General features: G+C 66.4%; 17 protein-coding genes. 8 read left to right on the plus strand and 9 right to left on the minus strand.

Annotated elements, in window-relative coordinates:
* Positions 1–25: 25 nt before the first annotated feature.
* On the minus strand, positions 26–1,822 hold the full coding sequence (locus Q9316_RS01925; RefSeq protein WP_306033582.1) for an acyl-CoA dehydrogenase C-terminal domain-containing protein: 1,797 nt from the start codon (positions 1,820–1,822) through the stop codon (positions 26–28).
* A gap of 513 nt (positions 1,823–2,335) precedes the next feature.
* Between Q9316_RS01925 and Q9316_RS01930 the strand changes: the two genes are divergently transcribed.
* From Q9316_RS01930 to Q9316_RS01940, 3 genes are all read left to right on the plus strand, one after another.
* On the plus strand, positions 2,336–6,190 hold the full coding sequence (locus Q9316_RS01930; protein WP_306033583.1) for a peptidoglycan-binding protein: 3,855 nt from the start codon (positions 2,336–2,338) through the stop codon (positions 6,188–6,190).
* Positions 6,191–6,643: 453 nt separating this feature from the next.
* Entirely contained in the window at positions 6,644–7,570 is a 927-nt protein-coding gene (locus tag Q9316_RS01935) for a sulfite exporter TauE/SafE family protein (protein WP_306033584.1), read from the plus strand.
* Positions 7,567–8,361, plus strand: a complete 795-nt coding sequence (locus Q9316_RS01940) for a TIGR02186 family protein (RefSeq protein WP_306033585.1) — start codon at positions 7,567–7,569, stop codon at positions 8,359–8,361. The genes Q9316_RS01935 and Q9316_RS01940 overlap by 4 nt, the downstream gene beginning before the upstream one ends.
* On the opposite strand, the gene Q9316_RS01945 is transcribed toward Q9316_RS01940, so the two are convergent.
* The gene (locus Q9316_RS01945) at positions 8,362–8,868 is read right to left on the minus strand and encodes a winged helix-turn-helix transcriptional regulator (protein ID WP_306033586.1); all 507 of its coding nucleotides are present in this window, start codon (positions 8,866–8,868) and stop codon (positions 8,362–8,364) included.
* Positions 8,869–8,983: 115 nt separating this feature from the next.
* On the opposite strand from Q9316_RS01945, the gene Q9316_RS01950 reads away from it, so the two are divergent.
* Together Q9316_RS01950 and Q9316_RS01955 are read left to right on the plus strand one after the other, a co-directional pair.
* A complete protein-coding gene (locus tag Q9316_RS01950) occupies positions 8,984–9,544 on the plus strand; it encodes a dihydrofolate reductase family protein (protein WP_306033587.1) in 561 nt (186 codons plus the stop codon).
* Between the two features lie 127 nt (positions 9,545–9,671).
* The gene (locus Q9316_RS01955) at positions 9,672–10,892 is read left to right on the plus strand and encodes a PQQ-dependent sugar dehydrogenase (protein WP_371877943.1); all 1,221 of its coding nucleotides are present in this window, start codon (positions 9,672–9,674) and stop codon (positions 10,890–10,892) included.
* Here Q9316_RS01955 and pdeM read toward each other — a convergent pair.
* Genes pdeM through Q9316_RS01975 form a run of 4 tightly spaced genes read right to left on the minus strand, consistent with a single transcriptional unit; the run spans position 10,889 to position 15,848 of the window.
* The gene (pdeM, locus tag Q9316_RS01960) at positions 10,889–11,614 is read right to left on the minus strand and encodes a ligase-associated DNA damage response endonuclease PdeM (protein WP_306033588.1); all 726 of its coding nucleotides are present in this window, start codon (positions 11,612–11,614) and stop codon (positions 10,889–10,891) included. The genes Q9316_RS01955 and pdeM overlap by 4 nt on opposite strands.
* A gap of 16 nt (positions 11,615–11,630) precedes the next feature.
* The gene (locus Q9316_RS01965; protein ID WP_306033589.1) at positions 11,631–14,156 is read right to left on the minus strand and encodes a ligase-associated DNA damage response DEXH box helicase; all 2,526 of its coding nucleotides are present in this window, start codon (positions 14,154–14,156) and stop codon (positions 11,631–11,633) included.
* A gap of 55 nt (positions 14,157–14,211) precedes the next feature.
* On the minus strand, positions 14,212–14,847 hold the full coding sequence (locus Q9316_RS01970; RefSeq protein WP_306033590.1) for a YitT family protein: 636 nt from the start codon (positions 14,845–14,847) through the stop codon (positions 14,212–14,214).
* A 59-nt stretch (positions 14,848–14,906) separates the two neighbouring features.
* Positions 14,907–15,848, minus strand: coding sequence for a methyltransferase (locus Q9316_RS01975; protein ID WP_306033591.1), 942 nt, complete (start codon positions 15,846–15,848; stop codon positions 14,907–14,909).
* A 144-nt stretch (positions 15,849–15,992) separates the two neighbouring features.
* Between Q9316_RS01975 and Q9316_RS01980 the strand changes: the two genes are divergently transcribed.
* Genes Q9316_RS01980 through Q9316_RS01990 form a run of 3 tightly spaced genes read left to right on the plus strand, consistent with a single transcriptional unit; the run spans position 15,993 to position 18,119 of the window.
* Positions 15,993–16,259, plus strand: coding sequence for a DUF6460 domain-containing protein (locus tag Q9316_RS01980; RefSeq protein WP_306033592.1), 267 nt, complete (start codon positions 15,993–15,995; stop codon positions 16,257–16,259).
* Between the two features lie 2 nt (positions 16,260–16,261).
* Positions 16,262–16,747, plus strand: a complete 486-nt coding sequence (locus Q9316_RS01985; RefSeq protein WP_306033593.1) for a CAP domain-containing protein — start codon at positions 16,262–16,264, stop codon at positions 16,745–16,747.
* A 25-nt stretch (positions 16,748–16,772) separates the two neighbouring features.
* The gene (locus tag Q9316_RS01990) at positions 16,773–18,119 is read left to right on the plus strand and encodes an MATE family efflux transporter (protein WP_306033594.1); all 1,347 of its coding nucleotides are present in this window, start codon (positions 16,773–16,775) and stop codon (positions 18,117–18,119) included.
* 44 nt (positions 18,120–18,163) lie between these two features.
* Here Q9316_RS01990 and Q9316_RS01995 read toward each other — a convergent pair whose 3' ends face one another.
* The 3 genes from Q9316_RS01995 to Q9316_RS02005 form a co-directional block, all read right to left on the minus strand.
* Entirely contained in the window at positions 18,164–18,523 is a 360-nt protein-coding gene (locus Q9316_RS01995) for a DUF2934 domain-containing protein (RefSeq protein WP_306033595.1), read from the minus strand.
* Between the two features lie 136 nt (positions 18,524–18,659).
* On the minus strand, positions 18,660–19,745 hold the full coding sequence (locus Q9316_RS02000; protein WP_306033596.1) for a quinone-dependent dihydroorotate dehydrogenase: 1,086 nt from the start codon (positions 19,743–19,745) through the stop codon (positions 18,660–18,662).
* The gene (locus tag Q9316_RS02005; RefSeq protein ID WP_306033597.1) at positions 19,745–20,092 is read right to left on the minus strand and encodes a DUF952 domain-containing protein; all 348 of its coding nucleotides are present in this window, start codon (positions 20,090–20,092) and stop codon (positions 19,745–19,747) included. The genes Q9316_RS02000 and Q9316_RS02005 overlap by 1 nt, the downstream gene beginning before the upstream one ends.
* Positions 20,093–20,148: the final 56 nt, after the last annotated feature.

Raw genomic sequence — 20,148 nt, forward strand, 5'->3', positions numbered from 1 at the left:
CGGGGAGAGAGGATGAGGCGAAGCGTCAGAATGCCTCTGCGGCGAGTTCCATCATCGTGTCCGCGCCGGCCTCGATGCGGGTCTTGCGCAGGGCCGTTTCCGGCATCAGTCGTTCCATGAAGAACTTCGCCGTCACCAGCTTGTTCTTCAGGAAGTCTTCCCGCTCGTCCGCGCCGTTTGCAAGGCCTTCCTCGGCGGCTTTCGCGATCTTCGCCCACATGTAGCCGACGACGACGAGGCCGAAGAGGTGCATGTAGTCGGTCGAGCCGGCGCCGGCATTGTCGGGCTTGGCCATGGCATTCTGCATGAACCACATGGTTCCGGCCTGCAGGTCGTTCAAGCCCTTCTTGAGGCCCTTGGTGAAGGGGGCGAGCTTTTCGTCGGCGCGGTTCTCCTCGCAGAAATCGCCGATTTCCTTGAAGAGGGCCATGACGGCGCGCCCGCCGTTCATGCCGAGCTTGCGGCCGACGAGGTCGAGCGCCTGGATGCCGTTGGCGCCTTCGTAGATCATGGCGATGCGCGCGTCGCGCACATACTGGCTCATGCCGTGCTCTTCGATATAGCCGTGGCCGCCGAAGACCTGCTGGGCCATGACGGCATGGTCGAAGCCCTTGTCGGTCAAGACGCCCTTGAGGATCGGCGTCATCAGGCCGAGGATGTCGTCGGCGGACTGGCGTTCGGCCGCATCGGCCGAGCGGTGGGCGATATCGGATTTCAGCGCGGTCCAGAGCGTGAAGGCGCGGCCGCCCTCCGTCCAGGCCTTGATGGTCATCAGCGTGCGGCGGATGTCCGGGTGGACGATCAGCGGGTCGGCCTTGCCATCCGGGTTCTTGACGCCGGAGAGCGAGCGGCCCTGCAGGCGCTCGCGGGCATAGTTGGCGGCGTTCTGGTAGGCGATCTCGGCGATGGAGAGGCCTTGCAGGCCGACGCCGAGGCGCGCCTCGTTCATCATCACGAACATGGCGTTGAGGCCCTTGTTCTCCGCGCCGATGAGGAAGCCGGTCGCCTCGTCGTAGTTCATGACGCAGGTGGCGTTGCCGTGGATGCCCATCTTGTGCTCGATGGCGCCGCAGGAGACGCCGTTCTTCTCGCCCGGGGTGCCGTCGTCCTTGAGCATGAACTTCGGCACGATGAAGAGCGAGATGCCCTTGGTGCCCTCGGGCGCGCCCTCGATGCGGGCGAGCACCAGATGCACGATGTTCTCAGACATGTCGTGGTCGCCGGCGGAAATGAAGATCTTCTGGCCGGAAATCTTGTAGGAACCGTCGGCCTGCGGCACGGCCTTGGTGCGCAGGAGGCCGAGGTCGGTGCCGCAATGGGGCTCCGTCAAGTTCATCGTGCCGGTCCAGGTGCCATCCACCATCTTCGGCAGGTAGGCGGCCTTCTGTTCGTCGGAGCCGTGCACCAGGATCGCGGCGATCGCGCCCTGCGTCAGGCCGGGATACATGATCAGCGCCATGTTGGCGGACGACATGTATTCGCCGACGGCGGTGTGCAGCACGTAGGGAAGGCCCTGGCCGCCGAATTCTTCCGGCACGGCAAGGCCGATCCAACCGCCCTGGCGATAGAGGTCATAGGCCTGCTTGAAACCCTTCGGCGTCGTCACGGCCGCGTCGTCGCTGCGCTTGCAGCCTTCCTGGTCGCCCGAGAGGTTGACCGGGAACAGCACCTCCTCGGCAAGCCTTGCGGCCTCGCCGGCAATGGCTTCGACCATGTCTCCAGTCGCATCGGCAAAACCGGGCAGGTTGTTGTAGCGCTCGAGCGACAGGACGTCGTTCAGGATGAAAAGCGTGTCATTCACGGGGGCCTTGTAGATCGGCATTTCTCGCGTTCCTCACCTATGCCACGGACAGGAGTCCGGTCCTTGGGGAGGGAGTGTATAAAACTTTGACGTTTGCGTAAACGTCAAAACGTGAGAAGCGACGAAATTTTCATCAGAGAGGCGAGGAAGGCGGCGACCCAGAACGCTGGGAGGCGCCTTCTTGTTCTTCAGGCAAGCCGACCGGGCCCGTATCCAACTGTCCCGCAATCATCCGCTTTCTTCCTTCAATCCAGTCTATGAGCAAATCGTTAAAAAAATTCGGGCCAGGTTAACTGCTTGTTTACCACGTTCCATGAATTGTGGCGCTTGAGGGCGTGGGATCGGGAATCATTTCGGCTTCCCTCTGTGACGCCGGGACGGACAGCCCGGATGGGACAGGGACGATACGGATTCCCCCGCATGCAGCGATGACGGCGAGAGAGGTTTCGCCGGATGCAACAGGGCGCAGCCGGGCGGCAGCGCCGTCAAGGGTATCTCCCGGCAGGCCGTGAGGCCGCCAAAGCGAGGCGAAAGATGAACGGATCGCGAAACCCGCAACGTCATGGCGAACGGTCTTCGCTCGACGCGCTCAATCGCACCATCGAGGGGCTGGAAGCCCGCATCGAAGGCCTGATGGCGAACGGCCGGGACGCGCGCGGGCGCGGCGAGGAGCGGTTTGCCCCGCGCACCGAGCAGCCGGCCCGCTACGAGCATTCGCGCAACATTCCGTTGCGCGACGATCCGGTCTCCGAGATCATGCAGCGCCAGCGCGCCATCGAGGGCGGCCGCGAGCGCGTTGCCCCGCGCGCGGAACGCCGCCCGCTCTCCGGCGATCACCATACAGCCGCCCAGCAGGCCCACGCCGCCTACGGCACGGCCGCGCCCGCCCGCACGGAAGGCTCCGTCGAGGACATCGCCAAGGCGCTCGTTTCGCTGCGCCAGGACCTCAAGAAGGATATCGCCGACGGGCTGGAACGCGAAATGCAGTCGCTGCGCTCGGAAATCCGCGGCATCCGCCAGATGGCCGAAGGTCGCGGCAACGGTGACGACCTGCGCGAGGAGCTGCTGCGGCTTTCCACCGGCATCAACCAGCTCGGCCGCCAATCGGGCCATGCCGAAGGCCTGCGCGTCGAGTTCGACGAGCTGCGCTCGGTGCTCGACGGCCTTGCCCGCGAAGATTCCGTGCGCCGCATGGAGGACCGCTGGAACGGCGTCGAGCAGAAGCTCTCCGTCTTCGACCAGACCCGCGACGACGAGCTGGTGGCGCTCGCCTACCGGCTCGACGAGCTGAAGAACCAGATCAACACGATGAGCGCGACGCCGGCGATCCGCGCGCTGGAAAGCAAGATCGAGACGATCGCGCAGTCGGTCGACATGCTCGGCCGCCGCAGCGAGCCGGACAACGGCCGTTTCGTCTCCGCCGTCACCTCGCAGTTCGAGGGGCTGGACACGCGCCTCGACGAGATCAGTCGCGCCATCGCGGCGGCCGGCCGCATGCAGCAGTCGCCGTCCGCCGACCACGGCATGATGCAGCGCCTCGAAGGCCGCATCGCCGATCTCGCCGGCCAGCTCGACCTCATCGCCCGCCGCCCGGCGCCCGCGCACGACCAGGGGCTCGGCCTGCGCATCGAGGCGCTGGCGAGCCGCATCGAGGAAATGTCGAACGAGCGCGCCGCGTTGCGTCTCGAAGAGCGCATCGAGCAGCTTTCGCAGATGCTTGAGCAGAGCCAGAACCAGCAGGCCGCGCCCGTCATGGCCGGCAGCGACGAGCTTGCCTATTATCTCTCCGATATTTCCCGCAAGATCGACGCGCTCGACCAGGGCAGCGTCAACGGCGAACTGGCCGACCGGCTGGACGCGCTCGCCCGCCGCATCGACGGTCTCGACGCGCCCGTCGGCAGCCCGTTCCAGGACGATCGCTTCTCGCATATCGAAGGCCGCCTCTCGGCGATCGCCGACCGGCTCGACGCGACCCGGGCAGCGCCCGTCGGCGACCAGGAGGCCCTGCGCGGCCTCGAAGCGCAGATCGCGCATCTCTCCACGCTGATCAGCACGCCGTCTTCCTCGTCCCCCGCGATGTCGCCGGACGTCGAGAACCGGCTCGCGACGATCGAAGACTACATGGCGACCAATGACGAATATATCGTCGAGGCCGCCCGCCAGGCGGCGGAAGCCGTGATGGAAGCCTATCGCCACGCCGGCCCGGCCGCTGCCGCCAACACCGACATGGACGCGATCGCCGGTCTTGCCGGCGACCTGCGCGCGCTGGAGGAGCTGACCCGCTCCAGCGAGGACCGCACGGCGCGCACCTTCGATGCCCTGCACGACACGCTGGTGCAGATCGCCGGCCGCCTGGAACAGCTCGACGCCCCGCGCGAGACCTTCGGCCGCCGGGAAGCGGCGATGCCGCGCGCCGACATGCCGGCCATGGATTTCGCCCGCAATGCCGAGCCCGCCGCAGGCCTTGGCGGCAATGACTACCCTTTTGACGACGACGGCTTCGGCGCGGCGGACCTGCGCCAGGCTGAGCCGGCGCCGCACGAGGAAAGCCGTTTCGCCGAGATCGAGGTCGAGCATATCGATGTCCCCGAACGTCCCGCGCCGCTGGAAGAACTGGCAGACGAGGCCGTGGCCTTTGCCGGCGAAGAGGCGGAAGACCGGTCGAAGGGCGGCCTGCTGGCCGGCCTGAAGCGCCGCTTCAAGCCCGCCCGCAAGGAAGCCGCCCCGCAGGCCGAACGCCGCCAGATCGACCCGACGCCCTCCATCGACCCCGCCGACGAACTGGCGCCGGAAGAGGCGAACCAGCTTCTGGAGCCGGGCTCCGGCGTGCCGGATGTCCGCCGCATCCTCGAGCGCGTGCGTGCCGGTCAGGCCTCGGGCAACCGGGCGGGCACCGGTGGCGAGGGCGAGAAGGCGGACTTCATTGCCGCCGCGCGCCGCGCCGCAAAGCTCGCCGCCGAGGAAGCCGACACGATCTCCCGCGTCGCTCCGACGAAGAAGGCCGACAAGCCGGCGAAGGGCGAGAAGCCCGCCTCCGCTCTCGCGCGCCACCGCCGGCCGATCCTGCTTGCCGTCGGTGCGGTGCTGCTCGCCGTCATGTCCTATCCGCTGGTCAGCACGCTGCTGAACGGCGACGAGGCACCGGTGCTCGTCGAGCAGACGGCCCTGACCCGTGAGGAAACAAAGCCCGCCGCAACGACGGCAGGCGCCGGCGAGAGCGTGACAGCCAACACCGCCGCCACGCCCGTTGTTGAGGAAAAGACGGTCACCGACCCGGTACCGGCCGAAACCGGAAGCGAACGCAGCCTTGCCGGCGCGGACGGCAATGCGGCGGCCGTCGAGGCGACGCCGACCCGGTCCTTGGGGGATGATACGAACGTCATCACCGCTCCGGCGATGACGGACGACAATGCGACAGCCGGCTTCGAGCCGGTGACGACGCCGGAAGCAGAGCCGCTGGCCGACAAGGACACCAAGGCGGCCGCGGAAACGGCGCCGATCGATGCGACGCAGACGGCGGCGATCGTCGTTCCCGATGCCATCACGCCGGCCTCGCTGTCCAAGGCGGCCGGTGAGGGCGATCCGCTGGCGCTGTTCGAAATCGGCGCGCGCTATACCGAAGGGCGCGGCGTTGCGACCGACCTCAAGGAAGCCGCCCGCTGGTACGGGCTTGCGGCGGACCGCGGCTTTGCGCCGGCGGAATACCGTCTCGCCAACCTCTACGAGAAGGGCCAGGGCGTCGAGCGCGACCTGAACCGCGCCCGCGGCCTCTACGAGGTGGCGGCCGGCAAGGGCAATGCCAGCGCCATGCACAACCTCGCCGTCCTGCTCGCGACCGGTATCGGTGACAAGGCGCCGGACTTCAACGCGGCGGCGAAGTGGTTTCAGAAGGCCTCGGAACTCGGGGTGCGCGACAGCCAGTTCAACCTCGCCATCCTCTATGCGCGCGGCAACGGCGTGAAGCAGGATCTCGAAGAATCCTACAAGTGGTTTGCCATCGCAGCCCGCGACGGCGACAAGGATGCGGCGGAAAAGCGCGACGAAGTGGCCAACGCCATGCGTCCGGAACAGCTTTCCAGCGCCAAGGCGAAGATGGAGCTGTGGAAGCCGCAGGCGCTCGACGAGAAGTCGAACGCGGCGGACCTGCCCGACGAATGGGTCGGCAAGCCGACCAAGACGGCCAGCGTCGACATGAAGAAGGCGATCCGTAACATCCAGGCCATCCTCAACAACAACGGCTTCAACGCCGGCACGCCGGACGGCGAGATGGGCAAGAAGACGACTGCCGCCATCAAGGCCTTCCAGAAGTCGGTTGGCCAGAAGGAGACCGGCGAGATCGACGACGCGCTCGTCACCGAGCTACTGAAGCGCAACAAGCAGCCGAGCTGATCGGCGGACCGCCGGAGAGGCCGCTGAAAGGCTTCTCCGGTTGACTTGTCCACGGCCCGCGGGCATGAGGCCCGCAAGGTTGCCGCATGTCGTTCACGATGTGCGACAAGCGCTGCGGCAATGTGTATCCCCCCGGCATGATTCCATCCTTAAATCGGCCCCGATTTGCGGAATTATGCGATAGAAATTTCATGTCGCTCCAAGATGATAACGCCTTCGACAAACGTCATCATCCCTAAGGGCGCAGGGGCGCGCCGCAATGGCCGCGCCCCATGACGGATCCTTGCGTGATGCAGGGCGCGACCGGCCGGTGGGAGGGGTCCTTTCCGCGGCGGGGCGCTTGCCTGCATTCGCTGCCTGCCGAAGAGGAGCCGCGGCGGCACGAACGGGTGAAGCGGCTGCCGGACTTCTAGCCTCCGCGCGAGCGGAAGAACGACCGATCGGGGTAACGTTGTGACTGTCTATCTGCCCATCGCAGAGCTCTCGGTGAACATCTTCATCATTCTCGGCATGGGCGCGGCCGTCGGTTTCCTTTCCGGCATGTTCGGCGTCGGCGGCGGCTTCCTCATCACGCCGCTGCTGATCTTCTACAACATCCCGCCGATCGTCGCCGTGGCGACGGGCGCCAACCAGGTCGTCGCGTCCTCCATGTCCGGCGCGCTCTCGCACTTCCGGCGCGGCACGCTGGACGTCAAGCTCGGCACGGTGCTGTTGTTCGGCGGCCTTGCCGGCGCCACGGTGGGCATCTGGATCTTCGCGCTGCTGCGCAGCATCGGCCAGCTCGACCTCGTCATCTCGCTGCTCTATGTCGTGCTGCTCGGCACCGTCGGCACCCTGATGCTGCTCGAGAGCATCCGCGCCATGCGCCGGTCGGCCAACAACCAGCCCGTCTCGTTGCGCCGGCCCGGCCAGCATAGCTGGGTGCACCGCCTGCCGTTGAAGATGCGGTTCAAGAAGTCGAAGATCTATCTTTCGGTCATTCCGGTGATCGGCCTCGGCTTCGGCATCGGCATCCTCACCTCCGTCATGGGCGTCGGCGGCGGCTTCATCATGGTGCCGGCCATGATCTACCTGCTGCGCATCCCGACGAACGTCGTCGTCGGCACCTCGCTGTTCCAGATCATCTTCGTCACCGCCTATACGACGGTCGTGCAGGCGACGACCAACTACTCGGTCGATATCGTGCTCGCCTTCATCCTGATGGTGGCCGGCGTGATCGGCGCGCAATATGGCGTGCGCGTCGGTCAGAAGCTGCGCGGCGAGCAGTTGCGCGCGCTCCTCGCGCTGCTGGTGCTTGCCGTCGGCGCCCGCCTTGCGGTCGATCTCGTCGTCACGCCCGCCGACGTCTATTCCGTCGTCAGCGAGGGGGTCTATCGATGAAGGCCCTTGCGACGCTTCTCCTGGTCCTCGGCCTCGCCATGCCCGCGGCAGCCCAGGTGCTGGAAGACCCGCCGGTGGAATTTCCCGAAAAGCTCGAGATCGGCATCTCCACCGACGAGATCGCGATCTCCTCGGATTTTCGCGGCGCGGACCTCACGATCTTCGGCGCCATCGAGGGTTACGATCCGGCCCTGCTCGCCCAGCGCAAATACGATATCGTGGTGGCGCTGGAAGGGCCGAAGGACAACAACACGGTGCGCATCAAGGAGCGCGTCTTCGGCATATGGGTCAACCGTCGCTCGATGACCTTCGAGCTGGTGCCGGAATCCTATTCGCTGTCGAGCACGCGCGATGTCGAGACCATCGCCGAGCCCGCCATGCTCAACGGCGTCGGCGTCGGCATCCAGCATATCCGGCTTTCGCCCATCGGTTATGTCGGCGACGGCAGCACGATCGGCGAGTTCCGCGAGGCCTTCCGGCGGCTGAAGGAAAGCGGAAGCTTCTACCAGCGCGATCCGGGCGGGGTGCAGTTCATCAGTGCGAGCCTGTTCAAGGCGACCGTGAAGCTGCCGGCGAACGTGCCGAACGGCACGCACGTCGTGCGCGCCCATCTCTTCCGTGACGGCGTCTTCATCGCGGAAAAGGCGTTGCCGCTACGCGTGATGAAGACCGGTATCGAGCAGATGATCTCCAATGCCGCCTACAACAATTCGCTCGCCTACGGCGCGCTCTCGGTGCTGCTGGCCGTGCTGACGGGCTGGCTTGCCAGCGTCGTCTTCCGCAGGGACTGATCAGCCGGAGGCCTTGGCGGCGTGCCGGGCGACGGTCGCCTCGTAGGCGGCCCTGAGTTCGTTGAAGACGGACCGGGGGGGCGGCGGGCTGCCGAGATGAATGGCGCGCAGCTCCTCCATGAAGGCCTGCCACATGGCGGGTCCGCCGTCTTCCAAAAGTTCGGCGCGGATCGACAGCTCTTCCGTCACCGGCAGGAAACGCCGGCCCCAGGCGCCCATCATGGCGAAGACCGGCACGAGCGCGATGCCCATCTCGGTCAGGCTGTAGAGGGCCTTCTGCTTGTGGCTCGGATCGTCCGCCTTGCTGATCAGCCCCTCGTCGACGAGGCGGCGCAGGCGATCGGCGAGGATATTCGAGGCGATGCCTTCCTCCGATTTCGTCAGCAGTTCGCGGAAATGGCGGCGGTTGCCGAACATCATGTCGCGCAGCACGATCAGGCTCCAGCGGTCACCGAGAATTTCGAGGGTAAGATTGATCGGGCAGCCGGAGCGGCTTGTGTCTCTCATCGGGGTCTCCAAAAACTGATTGCATTGTACAATCGGTTTTGCTATTCATCAACCAGTTGCAAATCGCAACTGGTTTAAATCGGCGCGGCAAGGCCCGCAAAGGGAGGACAGGACGATGGCAAAGGTAATCATCTGGAATCTCGTGACGCTCGACGGCTTCTTCGAGGGCGAGAAGAAATGGGATCTCGACTTCCACAACAAGGCCTGGGGGCCGGAGCTGGAAAAGCTCAGCAACGATTTCGGCACCTCCGCCGGCCTGCTCGTCTTCGGCCGGGTGACCCATGACGGCATGAAGGCCTACTGGACGACGACCGAGGACGAGGGCGAGGTGAAGACCTTCATGAACGCCCTGCCGAAGCTCGTCGCCTCGCGCACGATCACGTCCTCCGACTGGAACAACACGGAGGTGACGGCGGATATCCTTGGCGAGATTTCCCGCCGCAAGCAGGCGCTGGACAAGCCGATCTATGTCTTCGGCAGCGCGGATCTCACGGACTCGCTGCTGAAGGCGGGCCTTGTCGATGAGGTGATGCTGGCCGTCGTGCCGGTGCAGCTTGGCAAGGGCACCCCCTTCTTCAAGGAGGGCGCGCGGCGGGATTTCGGTCTCGTCGAGGCAAGGCCGCTCTCCAACGGCACGATCATCACGCGCTATGCGCCGGAAGCGACGGCCGTCTGAGGGCGATAAACATTTCTTGAAGAGATGTGTTGAAACAAATCACGGTGCCGAACCCTTCGGGCGTTAAGGTGGATTGCGGATATCGCATCCACCGACGCGTTCACGATCGAACCCCAAGGGAACAGCCATGCGCACCAACTCTCTTCTCACTGGTACCATGCTCGCCGCCACGCTTCTCGCCGCCCCGGTCTTCGCCCAGACCGCCAGGACGGCGGAGACGCAGGAGGCCAATGCCCCGGATCAGAAGCCGGCCTTCGAGAACCAGACCCGGGCCGCACTTCCCGATGCGGTGCCTCAGATCGGCGTCGATGTCGTGGCGGAAGACCTGCCGCATCTGTGGGCCATGGAATTCCTGCCTGACGGACGCATGCTGGTGACGACCAAGGAGGGTGCCATGCATGTGGTCTCGCAGGAGAACGGCGAAGCGAGCCCGCCGATCGAGGGTGTGCCTGCGGTGATGGCCGAAGGGCAGGGCGGCCTGCTCGACGTGGCGCTCGCCCCGGACTTCGAAAGCTCGAACCGCATCTATTTTTCCTTCTCCGAGCCGCGCGAAGGCGGCAACGGCACGTCGGTCGCCTCCGCGCGCCTGACCGAGGAAGACGGCAAGCTGGCGCTCCAGGACGTCAAGGTCATCTTCCAGCAGATGCCGACCTACGATGGCGACAAGCATTTCGGCTCGCGTCTCGTCTTCGGGCCGGAGGGTCAGCTCTATGTCACGGTCGGCGAGCGCTCGGACGCCGAGACGCGCGTCGGGGCGCAGGACGTCGCCAGCGGCTTCGGCAAGGTCTTCCGCATCGATGCGGAGGGCAAGGCGCTCTCGGACAATCCCTTCGCCGGCAAGGACGGCGCGCTGCCGGAAATCTGGAGCTACGGCCACCGCAACCTGCAGGCCGCCACGTTGGACGGTGAGGGCCGGCTCTGGACGGTGGAACACGGACCGAAGGGCGGCGACGAGCTGAACCGGCCGGAAGCCGGCAAGAACTACGGCTGGCCGAAAGTGACCTATGGCATCGAATATAGCGGCGGTCCGGTGGGCGAGGGTATCACGGCGCTCGAAGGCACGGAGCAGCCGGTTTATTACTGGGACCCGGTGATCGGCCCCTCCGGCATGGCCTACTACAACGGCGACGCCATTCCCGAATGGAAGGGCGCTTTCCTGATCGGCGGCCTCGTCAGCCAGGGGCTCGTCGTGCTGCACATGGACGGCGACAAGGTTGCCCGCGAGGAACGCGTGCCGCTCGATGCCCGCATCCGCGACGTGAAGGTCGCGCCCGACGGCACCGTCTTCGCCGTGACGGAGCAGCAGGGCGGCCCGTCGACGATCCTTCGGCTGGTGAAGGCGGGCTAGCCTCTCAGATTGGAAAACCGCACCGAATAGATGCGGTCGCGGCCGAGCATGTGGGCGACGAGGCTCTGACGGTCGAAGAGGCCGGTCATCGCCTTGTGGCGAAGGTCGAGGCCGCCGGTCATGATGCCGAAGGCAGGCATCAGCAGGCGGCGGCCGTCGGTCGCAAAACACGGGCGGCGCACCGCCTTCTCGCGGCGAATGACCGTTGCGGCCGGATGCAGGTGGCCGGCGATCTCGCCGGCGGGGGCAAGAAGCGACGGTTCGTGCCGGAAGACGAGGCCGGCATAATGCAGTTCGTCGGCCGACTGGCCGGGCAGGTCCACCGTGCCGTCGGGATCGTGGTTGCCGTTGATCCAGATCCAGTCGCGCCCGCGCGCCAGCGCCGCGATCTTCGCGCGAAAAATCTCCGGCAGATGGGCGGAGCCGATGCGGTCATGGAAATTGTCGCCGAGGCTGACGACGATGGCGGGATCGTGCCTGACGATGACGGCTTCCAGAACCTTGAGCGTCGCCAGCGTATCGTAGGGCGGCAGCATCATGCCGCGCCGGGCGAAGGCGGCACCCTTTTCGAGGTGCAGGTCCGAGACGACGAGCAGGCGCGTTTCCGGCAGGTAGAGCGCGCCGAGCGGATCGCACACGGCCTCGACGCCGGCAATGACCGTGCGGGCCGAAACGGCGCCGAAATCCTGAATGTCCATTGCTGCCAGCGCCAGTCTCTGCATGCGCGTCGTCTATTCCCTAAATGCCGGCCTCGCCCATCGCCTCGGCGATCAGGTCCTCCGCGGCTTCCGCCAGCAGAGAATCCTGCGCCTCGCCCGCCACCGTCTCCTTGCCGATTTCCAGCATGATCGGCACCGCGAGCGGCGAAATGCGGTCGAGCCGCCGATGGGTGATATGGCCTTTGATTCGCACCAGCATATCGCCCAATCGCTGAATATCCAAAAGTCCCGCCGCCGCGTCGTTGCGCGTGGCTTCGAGCAGGATGTGGTCCGGCTCGTGGCTTCTCAGCACGTCGTAGATCAGGTCGGCCGAGACCGTGACCTGCCGGCCGGTCTTTTCCTTGCCCGGATGGCGCTGCTCGATAAGGCCGGCAATCACGGCGCAATTGCGGAAGGTACGCTTCAGCATGAAGCTTTCGTCGAGCCACGCCTCGAGATCGTCGCCCAGCATGTCCTCGTCGAAGAGGTCCGCGAGCGATGGGCGCTCGATGGCGAACGAATAGCCGAGGTCGTCCAGCGCCCAGATGGCGAGCGAATAGTCGGTGGCGACGAAGCCGAGCGGCCGGCGGCCGGCACGCTCCAGCCGGCGGGTGAGCAGCATGCCGAGCGTCTGATGCGCCAACCGCCCCTCGAAAGGATAGGCGACCATGTAGTGCCGGCTGCCGCGCGGGAAGGTCTCGATCAGCAGCTCGTCGCGTCTGGGCAAGGCCGAGACGTCCCGCTGCAGGGCGAGCCAGTCGCGTACCTGGTCCGGCAGCTCGCCCCAGCGGTGCGGGTCGTCCAGCATGCCCCGCACCTGGTCGGCGAGATAGGTGGAGAGCGGAAACTTGCCGCCTGCGTAAGCCGGCACTTTCGGATCAAGCGAGAAGGCCTGGGAGACGAGACATTCGTTCTCGCGGATGCCCTCGAAGCGCAGCACCTTGCCGGAGAACAGGAACGTGTCGCCGGGCGCCAGCATTTCGAGGAAATATTCTTCGACCTTGCCGAGCGAGGCGCCGCCACGCCCGACCGCGCCCTTGGCGCCGCGCTTGACCATGCGCACGTTGAGCATCGGCATTTCGACGATGGTGCCGAGGTTGAGGCGGTATTGCTGGGCGACCCCCGGATTGGAAACGCGCCACAGCCCGTCGACGGTCTTGCGGATGCGGGCATAGCGCTCGTAGGTCTTCAGCGCATAGCCGCCAGTCGCCACGAACTGCACGATGCGGCCGAATTTCTCGCGGGAAAGTTCGGTATAGGGCGAGGCGGTGGTGATCTCGGCAAAGAGCGCGTCCTCGTCGAAGGGCGCGGCGCAGGCCATGCCGAGCACATGCTGGGCGAGCACGTCGAGCGCGCCCGCGCCGACCGGCGGCGTGTCCTGCGCGCCGAGATAGTTGGCGTCGAGCGCGGCCTGGCACTCCATCACCTCGAAGCGGTTGGCGGGCACGAGGATGGCACGGCTCGGCTCGTCCATGCGGTGGTTGGCGCGGCCGATGCGCTGGGCAAGGCGCGAGGCGCCCTTCGGCGCACCGACATGGATGACGAGATCGACGTCGCCCCAGTCGATGCCGAGGTCGAGCGTCGAGGTGGCGACGACGGCGCGCAGGCGGTTTTCCGCCATGGCCTGTTCCACCTTGCGGCGCTGGCCGACATCGAGCGAGCCGTGGTGCAGTGCAATCGGCAGCGTGTCCTCGTTGATGTTCCAGAGCTCCTGGAAGAGGATTTCCGCCTGGCTGCGCGTGTTGACGAAGAGCAGCGAGGTCTTGTGCGCCTTGATCGCCGCGTAGACCTCCGGCATGGCGTATTTCGCCTGATGGCCGGACCAGGGGATGCGCTGCTCGCTCTTCAGGATGGTGATGATGGGCTTGGCCCCGCCCGGCGCGGTGACGAGGCCGGCATGGTGGCCCGCATCCGGCGCCTGGGCGACCAGCCAGCGGCGAAGATCCATCGGCTCGGCGACGGTGGCGGACAGGCCGATGGTGCGAAGCCCCGGCGCGAGGCGGCGCAGGCGCGCGAGGCCGAGTGAGAGCAGATGGCCGCGCTTGGAGGTGACGAGCGAATGCAGCTCGTCGAAGATCACGTATCTGAGGTCCTTGAAGAAGCGCTCGGCCTCGCCGTTGGCGATGAGGAGGGCGACCTGTTCGGGCGTCGTCAGCAGGATATCGGGCGGGTTGAGGCGCTGGCGCTGGCGCTTTGCCTGCGGCGTGTCGCCGGTGCGCGTCTCGACGGTGATGGGAAGGCCCATTTCGCTGACGGGCTTCATCAGGTTGCGCTCGATATCCACCGCGAGCGCTTTCAGCGGCGAGATGTAGAGCGTGTGGATGCCGGTGAAGGTGGAACCGGGCGGGATCTTTCCGCGGCGTGAAATGTCGGTCAGCGCCGGCAGGAAGCCGGCGAGCGTCTTGCCGGCGCCGGTGGGGGCGATCAGCAGCAGGCTTTCGCCCGCTGTGGCGCGGGCGAGCAGCTCCATCTGGTGGGCGCGCGGCTGCCAGCCCTTGGCCGCGAACCAGCCGGCGAAGGGTTTGGGCAGAAGGGAAAGGCCGGCGGCGGAATCGAAGGTGCTCACGGGCTTAAAGCTAGTGATGGGCCGGCGAATGTGAAGTCGCCCCAGGAAAAATAGGTCACATCGCGATGTAGCGGTCGGCGCGGTGGTTGACGGTGAGGAAGAGGTTCAGCACCAGCGCGCCGACGACCGAGCACAGCACGATGAAGGGCGCGGCGACGGAGAAGGCGGCGACCAGCACCACGAGGTCGAAGGCGAGCTGCACGAGGCCGGCGCGCATGCCGAAGCGCTCCTGCAGGTAGACCGCCAGCACGCCGATGCCGCCGAGACTGGCGCGGTGGCGGTAGAGCCCGAGCAGGCCGAAGCCGAGCAGGATGCCGGCGAGCACTGCCGTCCACATCGGATCGATGCTCTCGATGTGCACGAAATGCGGCTGAAGCTCGGTGATGAGCGAGGTGAGGGAAACGGCGATGACGGTCTTGATGGTGAAGGCCCAGCCGAGGCGCTTCAGGGCGAGAATGTAGAACGGGATGTTCACGACGGTATAGTAGAGGCCGAAACTGACGCCGGTGAGATAGTGCAGAATGAAGGCGACGCCGGCGGTGCCGCTCGCCACCAGCCCGGCGCTGCTCATCAGCGCAAGGCCCAGCGCGGCGATCATGCTGCTGGCAAACAGGCCCTGCGCATCTTCCAGCGGCGTATGGCGGGTGGGGGTGGGGTTCCAGAAGCCGAAACGCCGTTTGTCGCCGTCCATGCCTGATCTCCGAAGGGTTCTTGTCGTTGTTGTAACGGGCGATATGGCCCGCGCGAGGGCTATCCCTGCCGCCGGGCGAGGAAGAGCAGGCCGTGCACCGGCTGGCCGGCATCGCGCCGGATCACGCTCTTTTCCATGGCGACGAGGTCGAAGCCGTTTTCCGCAAGCCGCCGGCGGATGAAGGCCTGCGGATGGGCATAGCGCAACGAGGGGCGCAGCAGCGGCGCATCGCCCTCGCCGCCATCCTCGACGGAGAAGGCGAAGAGGCCGCCGGGCCTTGCAAGGCGCGCGACGCTCGGGAAAATCGCGGCGAGGTCGCCGAGATACATCAGCACATCCGCCGCGCTGACGAGGTCCGCGCGCGCCTCCGGGCCTTCGGCAAAAAGGCTGCTCGTCTCTGCCGGAAGCGAAAGGTCGGCCTGGGCGAGATGGTCGTAGACCCCTTTTTCCGCCGCCTTGGCCAGCATGCCGGCGGACAGGTCGAAGCCTTCCAGCCTTTCGGCCTCGGCGCGGAACTCGACGCCGAAGAGGCCGGTGCCGCAGCCGATGTCGCTGACGAGGCCGAAAGGTGCTGTCCCGCCCGCGTGCCTGCGCACGAGGCGGGCGAGCGTCTGGGGAACGGTGTAGTCGAGCTTCTGGACGAGCGCGGTGTCGAAGCGGTCGGCATAGTCGTCGAAGAGCCGCTCGACATAGGGCGTCGGCGGCGCGGCTGGCATGTCGGCGGCGGCGAGCACGGCAAGCTTCAGGCCGGCGCCGAAGATGTCGGTGGGATCGAGGGCGACGACCTTTTCGAGGGCGGCGGCGGCCGCCTCCTTCCGGCCCGATTTTTCCGCATATTCGGCGAGCCGGAACCAGCCGGCGGCCCACAAGGGCACCTGTTCGAGCGCCTGTTCCATGATTTCGGCCGCCTCCGCGAACTCCCCCGATTCCGCGAACATGCGGGCATAATCGGCGCGGCGGTCGGCGATGAGATCGCCGGAAGAGAATTGCGGGCTCGTCATGGGGGCTCGAAAATGGGGAACTGGCTGAGCTACATGGCAGGGCCGCCGCAAAAGGCAAGCGAATTCTTGGCCGGCGGCCCTTGCTTGCGGCGGGACCGGGGACGGCTTATCTGGAACGGACACGAATTTTTGGAGAATCAACCGATGTCGAATGGCGTGAACGGGTTCCTTGGCGACACACCGATCCGCGTGATCATCAAGCTGCTGATCCTGTCGGTGGCCGTCGGCTTCCTGATGTCGATCTTCGGGCTCTATCCGGACGATATTCTCTTCGCGGTGCGCGATTTCGTCATCGACCTGTGGAACACCGGCTTCAAGACGCTCGGCCGCCTCGGCGACTACCTGCTGCTCGGCGCCGTCATCGTCGTGCCGGCCTTCATCCTCATCCGCCTCCTGAGCCATCGCCGGTGACCATGCTTTCACGCCGAACCTTCCTTGCCACCTCCGCGGCGGCCGTGGCAGCGCTCGCCGCCGGCTGTTCCACCACGAGCCTGCTAAGCCCCTCGGCCGGCACCGGCAGCGACCAGACGCCGGCCTCGCTCGCCCTCGTCAACAAGCTGAGGGCCGGGCGCGGCCTGCCGGCGCTTGCCGTCGACAAGGCGGCGCAGCGCGCGGCGATGGACCAGGCAAGCCGCATGGCATCGGCCGGCAAGATGCAGCACAATATCGGCTTCGGCGCGAGTTTCATGAAGCGTATGAAGGGCATGGACGTCGCATTGCCGGCGGCCGAGAACATCGCGGCCGGGCAGGACGGCGCGGCCGAGGCCTTCGACGCCTGGTACCGCTCGCCCAAGCATCTGGAAAACATGCTGGGCGCCTATCGCGGGCTCGGCGTCGCGGTCGTCTCCAATCCGGCGACGGGCAACCGGCCGTACTGGGCGATGGTGTTGTCGGGCTGAGGCCGGGGAAGGCGGAGGGGGAGAGATGAGCGCGACAACGGCGGGCGAGAATGAAGGAGCAGGCGCCTTCGAGGTGACGCATCGGCTGGTGCTGTCGATCGCCATTCCCATGACGCTCGGTTTCCTGACGACGCCGCTGATCGGGCTCACGGACACGGCGGTCGCCGGGCGGCTCGGCTCGGCGGATGCGCTGGCCGGCTTGGCTGTCGGCGCGGTGATCTTCGACCTGCTGCTCGGCAGCTTCAATTTTTTGCGCGCCTCCACGACAGGGTTGGTGGCGCAGGCCTTCGGCCGCGGCGACCGGCGCGAGGAGCAGGCGGTCTACTGGCGCTCGCTGATGATTGCGCTCTGTTGCGGCCTGGCGATCGCGCTGCTCTCGCCGCTGCTGCTGTCCGCTGGCCTTTTCCTGATGGCGCCCACCCCGGGCGTGGCGGCGGTGACGTCGACCTATTTCACGATCCGCGTGCTGTCGGCGCCGATGGCGCTGGCCAATTACACCCTGCTCGGCTTCGTGCTCGGCCGCGGGCAGGGCATGACGGGGCTGCTGCTGCAGGCGATCATCAACGGCATCAACATCGTGCTGTCGATCACGCTCGGCCTGTGGCTCGGCTGGGGCATTGCCGGCATCGCCTGGGGCACCTTCGCCGGCGAGACGATCGGCATGCTGGCGGGCCTCTTCATCGTCGTGACCCGCTTCGACCGCGTGCACCGGCCCACCCGGGCGGAAATCTTCGCGCGGGCGCGCCTGCGGGCGCTGTTCTCGCTCAACCGCGACATCATGATCCGCACCTTCGTGCTGATCGGCGCCTTCGCCATCATGACGCGCATCGGCTCGTCGATGGGGCCGCTGGTCCTGGCGGCCAATGCGGTGCTGATGAACATCTTCCTTGTCGCCGGCTACTATCTCGACGGCCTCGCCAATGCGGCCGAACAGCTTGTCGGCCGGGCATTCGGCGCCCGCTTCCGGCCGGCCTTCGACCGGGCGGTGAAGCTCACCATGCTCTGGTCCTTCGGTCTCGGCCTCGTCACGACGCTGCTCTTCCTGGTCTTCGGGGGGGATGTGGTCGGCCTGCTGACGACGACGGAAAGCGTGCGGGCGGAGGCGGCTAAATATCTGCCCTGGGCCGCGTTGACGGCGATTACCGGCGCGCTCGCCTTCCAGATGGATGGGGTGTACATCGGTGCGACCTGGTCGTCCGCCATGCGCAACATGATGCTGGCGGCCTTCGTCGGCTATCTTGCCGCGCTCGCCCTCTTCGTGCCGCTTCTCGGCAATCACGGCCTCTGGCTGTCGCTCAATCTGTTCCTGGCATTCCGGGGTGTTTTCCTGGCACTGCGCCTCCCGCAACTTGCCGGACGGCAGTTCGCCTGATCGTCGCCGGGCCGGAGTTCATATCCGGCCCCGCGGTGCCAGTGCTAAAATGGCTGGTCGAGTTGGGTGTCGATGTCCCGGGCATCGAGCGGTTTCCTGGGCGCCGTCGGCTTCAGCCGGGTGATGCGATCGGGATTTTCCGCCGTCGGGTTCTCCGGCACGGTGCCCGGCGGCAGGGTGCTGCGGGCGATATCGGCCTTGCTGGTCCGCTCTAGCCTTTCCGCCGGATGCAGGTCCGGGCGCAGGATGAAGCCGTTTCCGGCACGTTGCGACGCTTCAACGTCCGCCTCGTTCACATCCGCCCTGGCGCGCAGCCAGTGCGAATATTCGCGACCTTCCGGGCGGCCTTCTTCTTCCCATATCTCGTGGGCCCTTTTCCGGATCCGTTCGTCGTGATCGTCCATGGTACGTCCCTTCCTGGCCGTTTTGGCCGTTAATGGCGGGATCGGTGCAGGCTACCGTCGATGTGAACCGGCTTTTGCCGAACACTCCACCCGCATGGAAGAAACCCTATCGGGCGGCTTTGGTTCCCTTGGACGTTCAGAGCGGCCGGTCGGCCCAATGGGCAAGGCGGGTGCCGCGCAGCGCGCGGATCGAGGTGATCTGCTCGCGGTCGCAGAGGCGCGAGAGCCCGCTGACGATCTCGCCGGGCAGTGTCGGGCCGGCATAGACCATGCAGGAATAGAGCTGCACGAGGTCCGCGCCGGCGCGGATCTTCTCGGCCGCTGTTTCCGCCGAGGAAACGCCGCCGACGCCGATGATCGGCAGGCCCTCGCCGACGCGCCTGCGCATCTTGGCGAGCACGGTGGTCGATTTCTCGAAGAGCGGTTTTCCCGAGAGACCGCCGGCTTCCTTCGCCTGGCGCGCGTCGCGCAGGCCTTGGCGGGAGAGGGTTGTGTTGGAGACGATGAGGCCGTCGAGTGGATGGGCGAGGGCCACCTCGGCGATGTCGTCGAGGCCTTCCTCGGTGAGGTCGGGCGCGATCTTCAGGAAGACCGGCACCGTCCGGCCGCGCTGCGCCTGCATCTCGGCGCGGGCGGCAAGCACGGTGGAGAGCAGCGCGGAGAGGCTTTCCTTCGCCTGCAGGTCGCGCAGACCCGGCGTGTTGGGCGAGGAGATGTTGGCGGTGAAATACCGCGCGACGTCGTAGAAGGTGCGGATGCCGGCGACGTAATCGGCGATGCGGTCCTCGCTGTCCTTGTTGGCGCCGATATTGACACCGATCAGCCCGTCGCGGCCGCACGTCTTCAGGCGTTCCAGAGCGGCCGCGTGGCCGGCATTGTTGAAGCCGAGGCGGTTGATGACGGCGTCGTCCTCGACGAGGCGGAAGATGCGCGGCTTGGGATTGCCCTCCTGCGCGCGGGGCGTAACGGTGCCGATCTCGGTGAAGCCGAAGCCGAGGCGCAGCAGCGCCTCCGGCACCTCGGCATTCTTGTCATAGCCCGCGGCCATGCCGAGCGGGTTGGGGAAGGCAAGGCCCGCGACGGTCTGGGCAAGGCGGGGATCGGCCTTCGCCTGGCAGGCTGGCACGATACCGGCCTTCAACGCGGCGATCGACATTCCGTGCGCGGTTTCCGGATCGAAGAGGAAGAGGCCCTTGCGGCCGAGCGAGGAAAGCAGCGACATCACAGGGGCATCTCCGGAAACTGGTGGGCGCCGTCGGCGCCGCGCGGCAGGGGTTTCTCCCAGAGCACGGCGGATAGCGGGAGGGCGGCATAGAGGTGCGGGAAAAGGTCGCCGCCGCGCGACGGCTCGAAGACAAGCTTTTCGCCGAGCGCGTCGCCGTCGACGGCGACCAGCAGGAGGTCGTCCTGGCCGGCGAAGTGGCGCACGGCGGTCTCCCTGGCCTGGCTTGCGGTGGAGAAGTGGATGTAGCCGTCTGAAAGGTCGATGACGGCGCCCTTGAAAATCCCGGCCTCCCGCGCATTTTGCCACAGACTTGCCGGAACGATCTTGTAGATTGTTTTGGCCATCTCGCCCGTTACTCCCTTGCCTGCCGTCGATAACGGTAGCGCTTGCCGCAAAGAAC

This window comes from Shinella zoogloeoides (assembly GCF_030733845.1).
GTDB classification, from domain to species: domain Bacteria; phylum Pseudomonadota; class Alphaproteobacteria; order Rhizobiales; family Rhizobiaceae; genus Shinella; species Shinella zoogloeoides_C.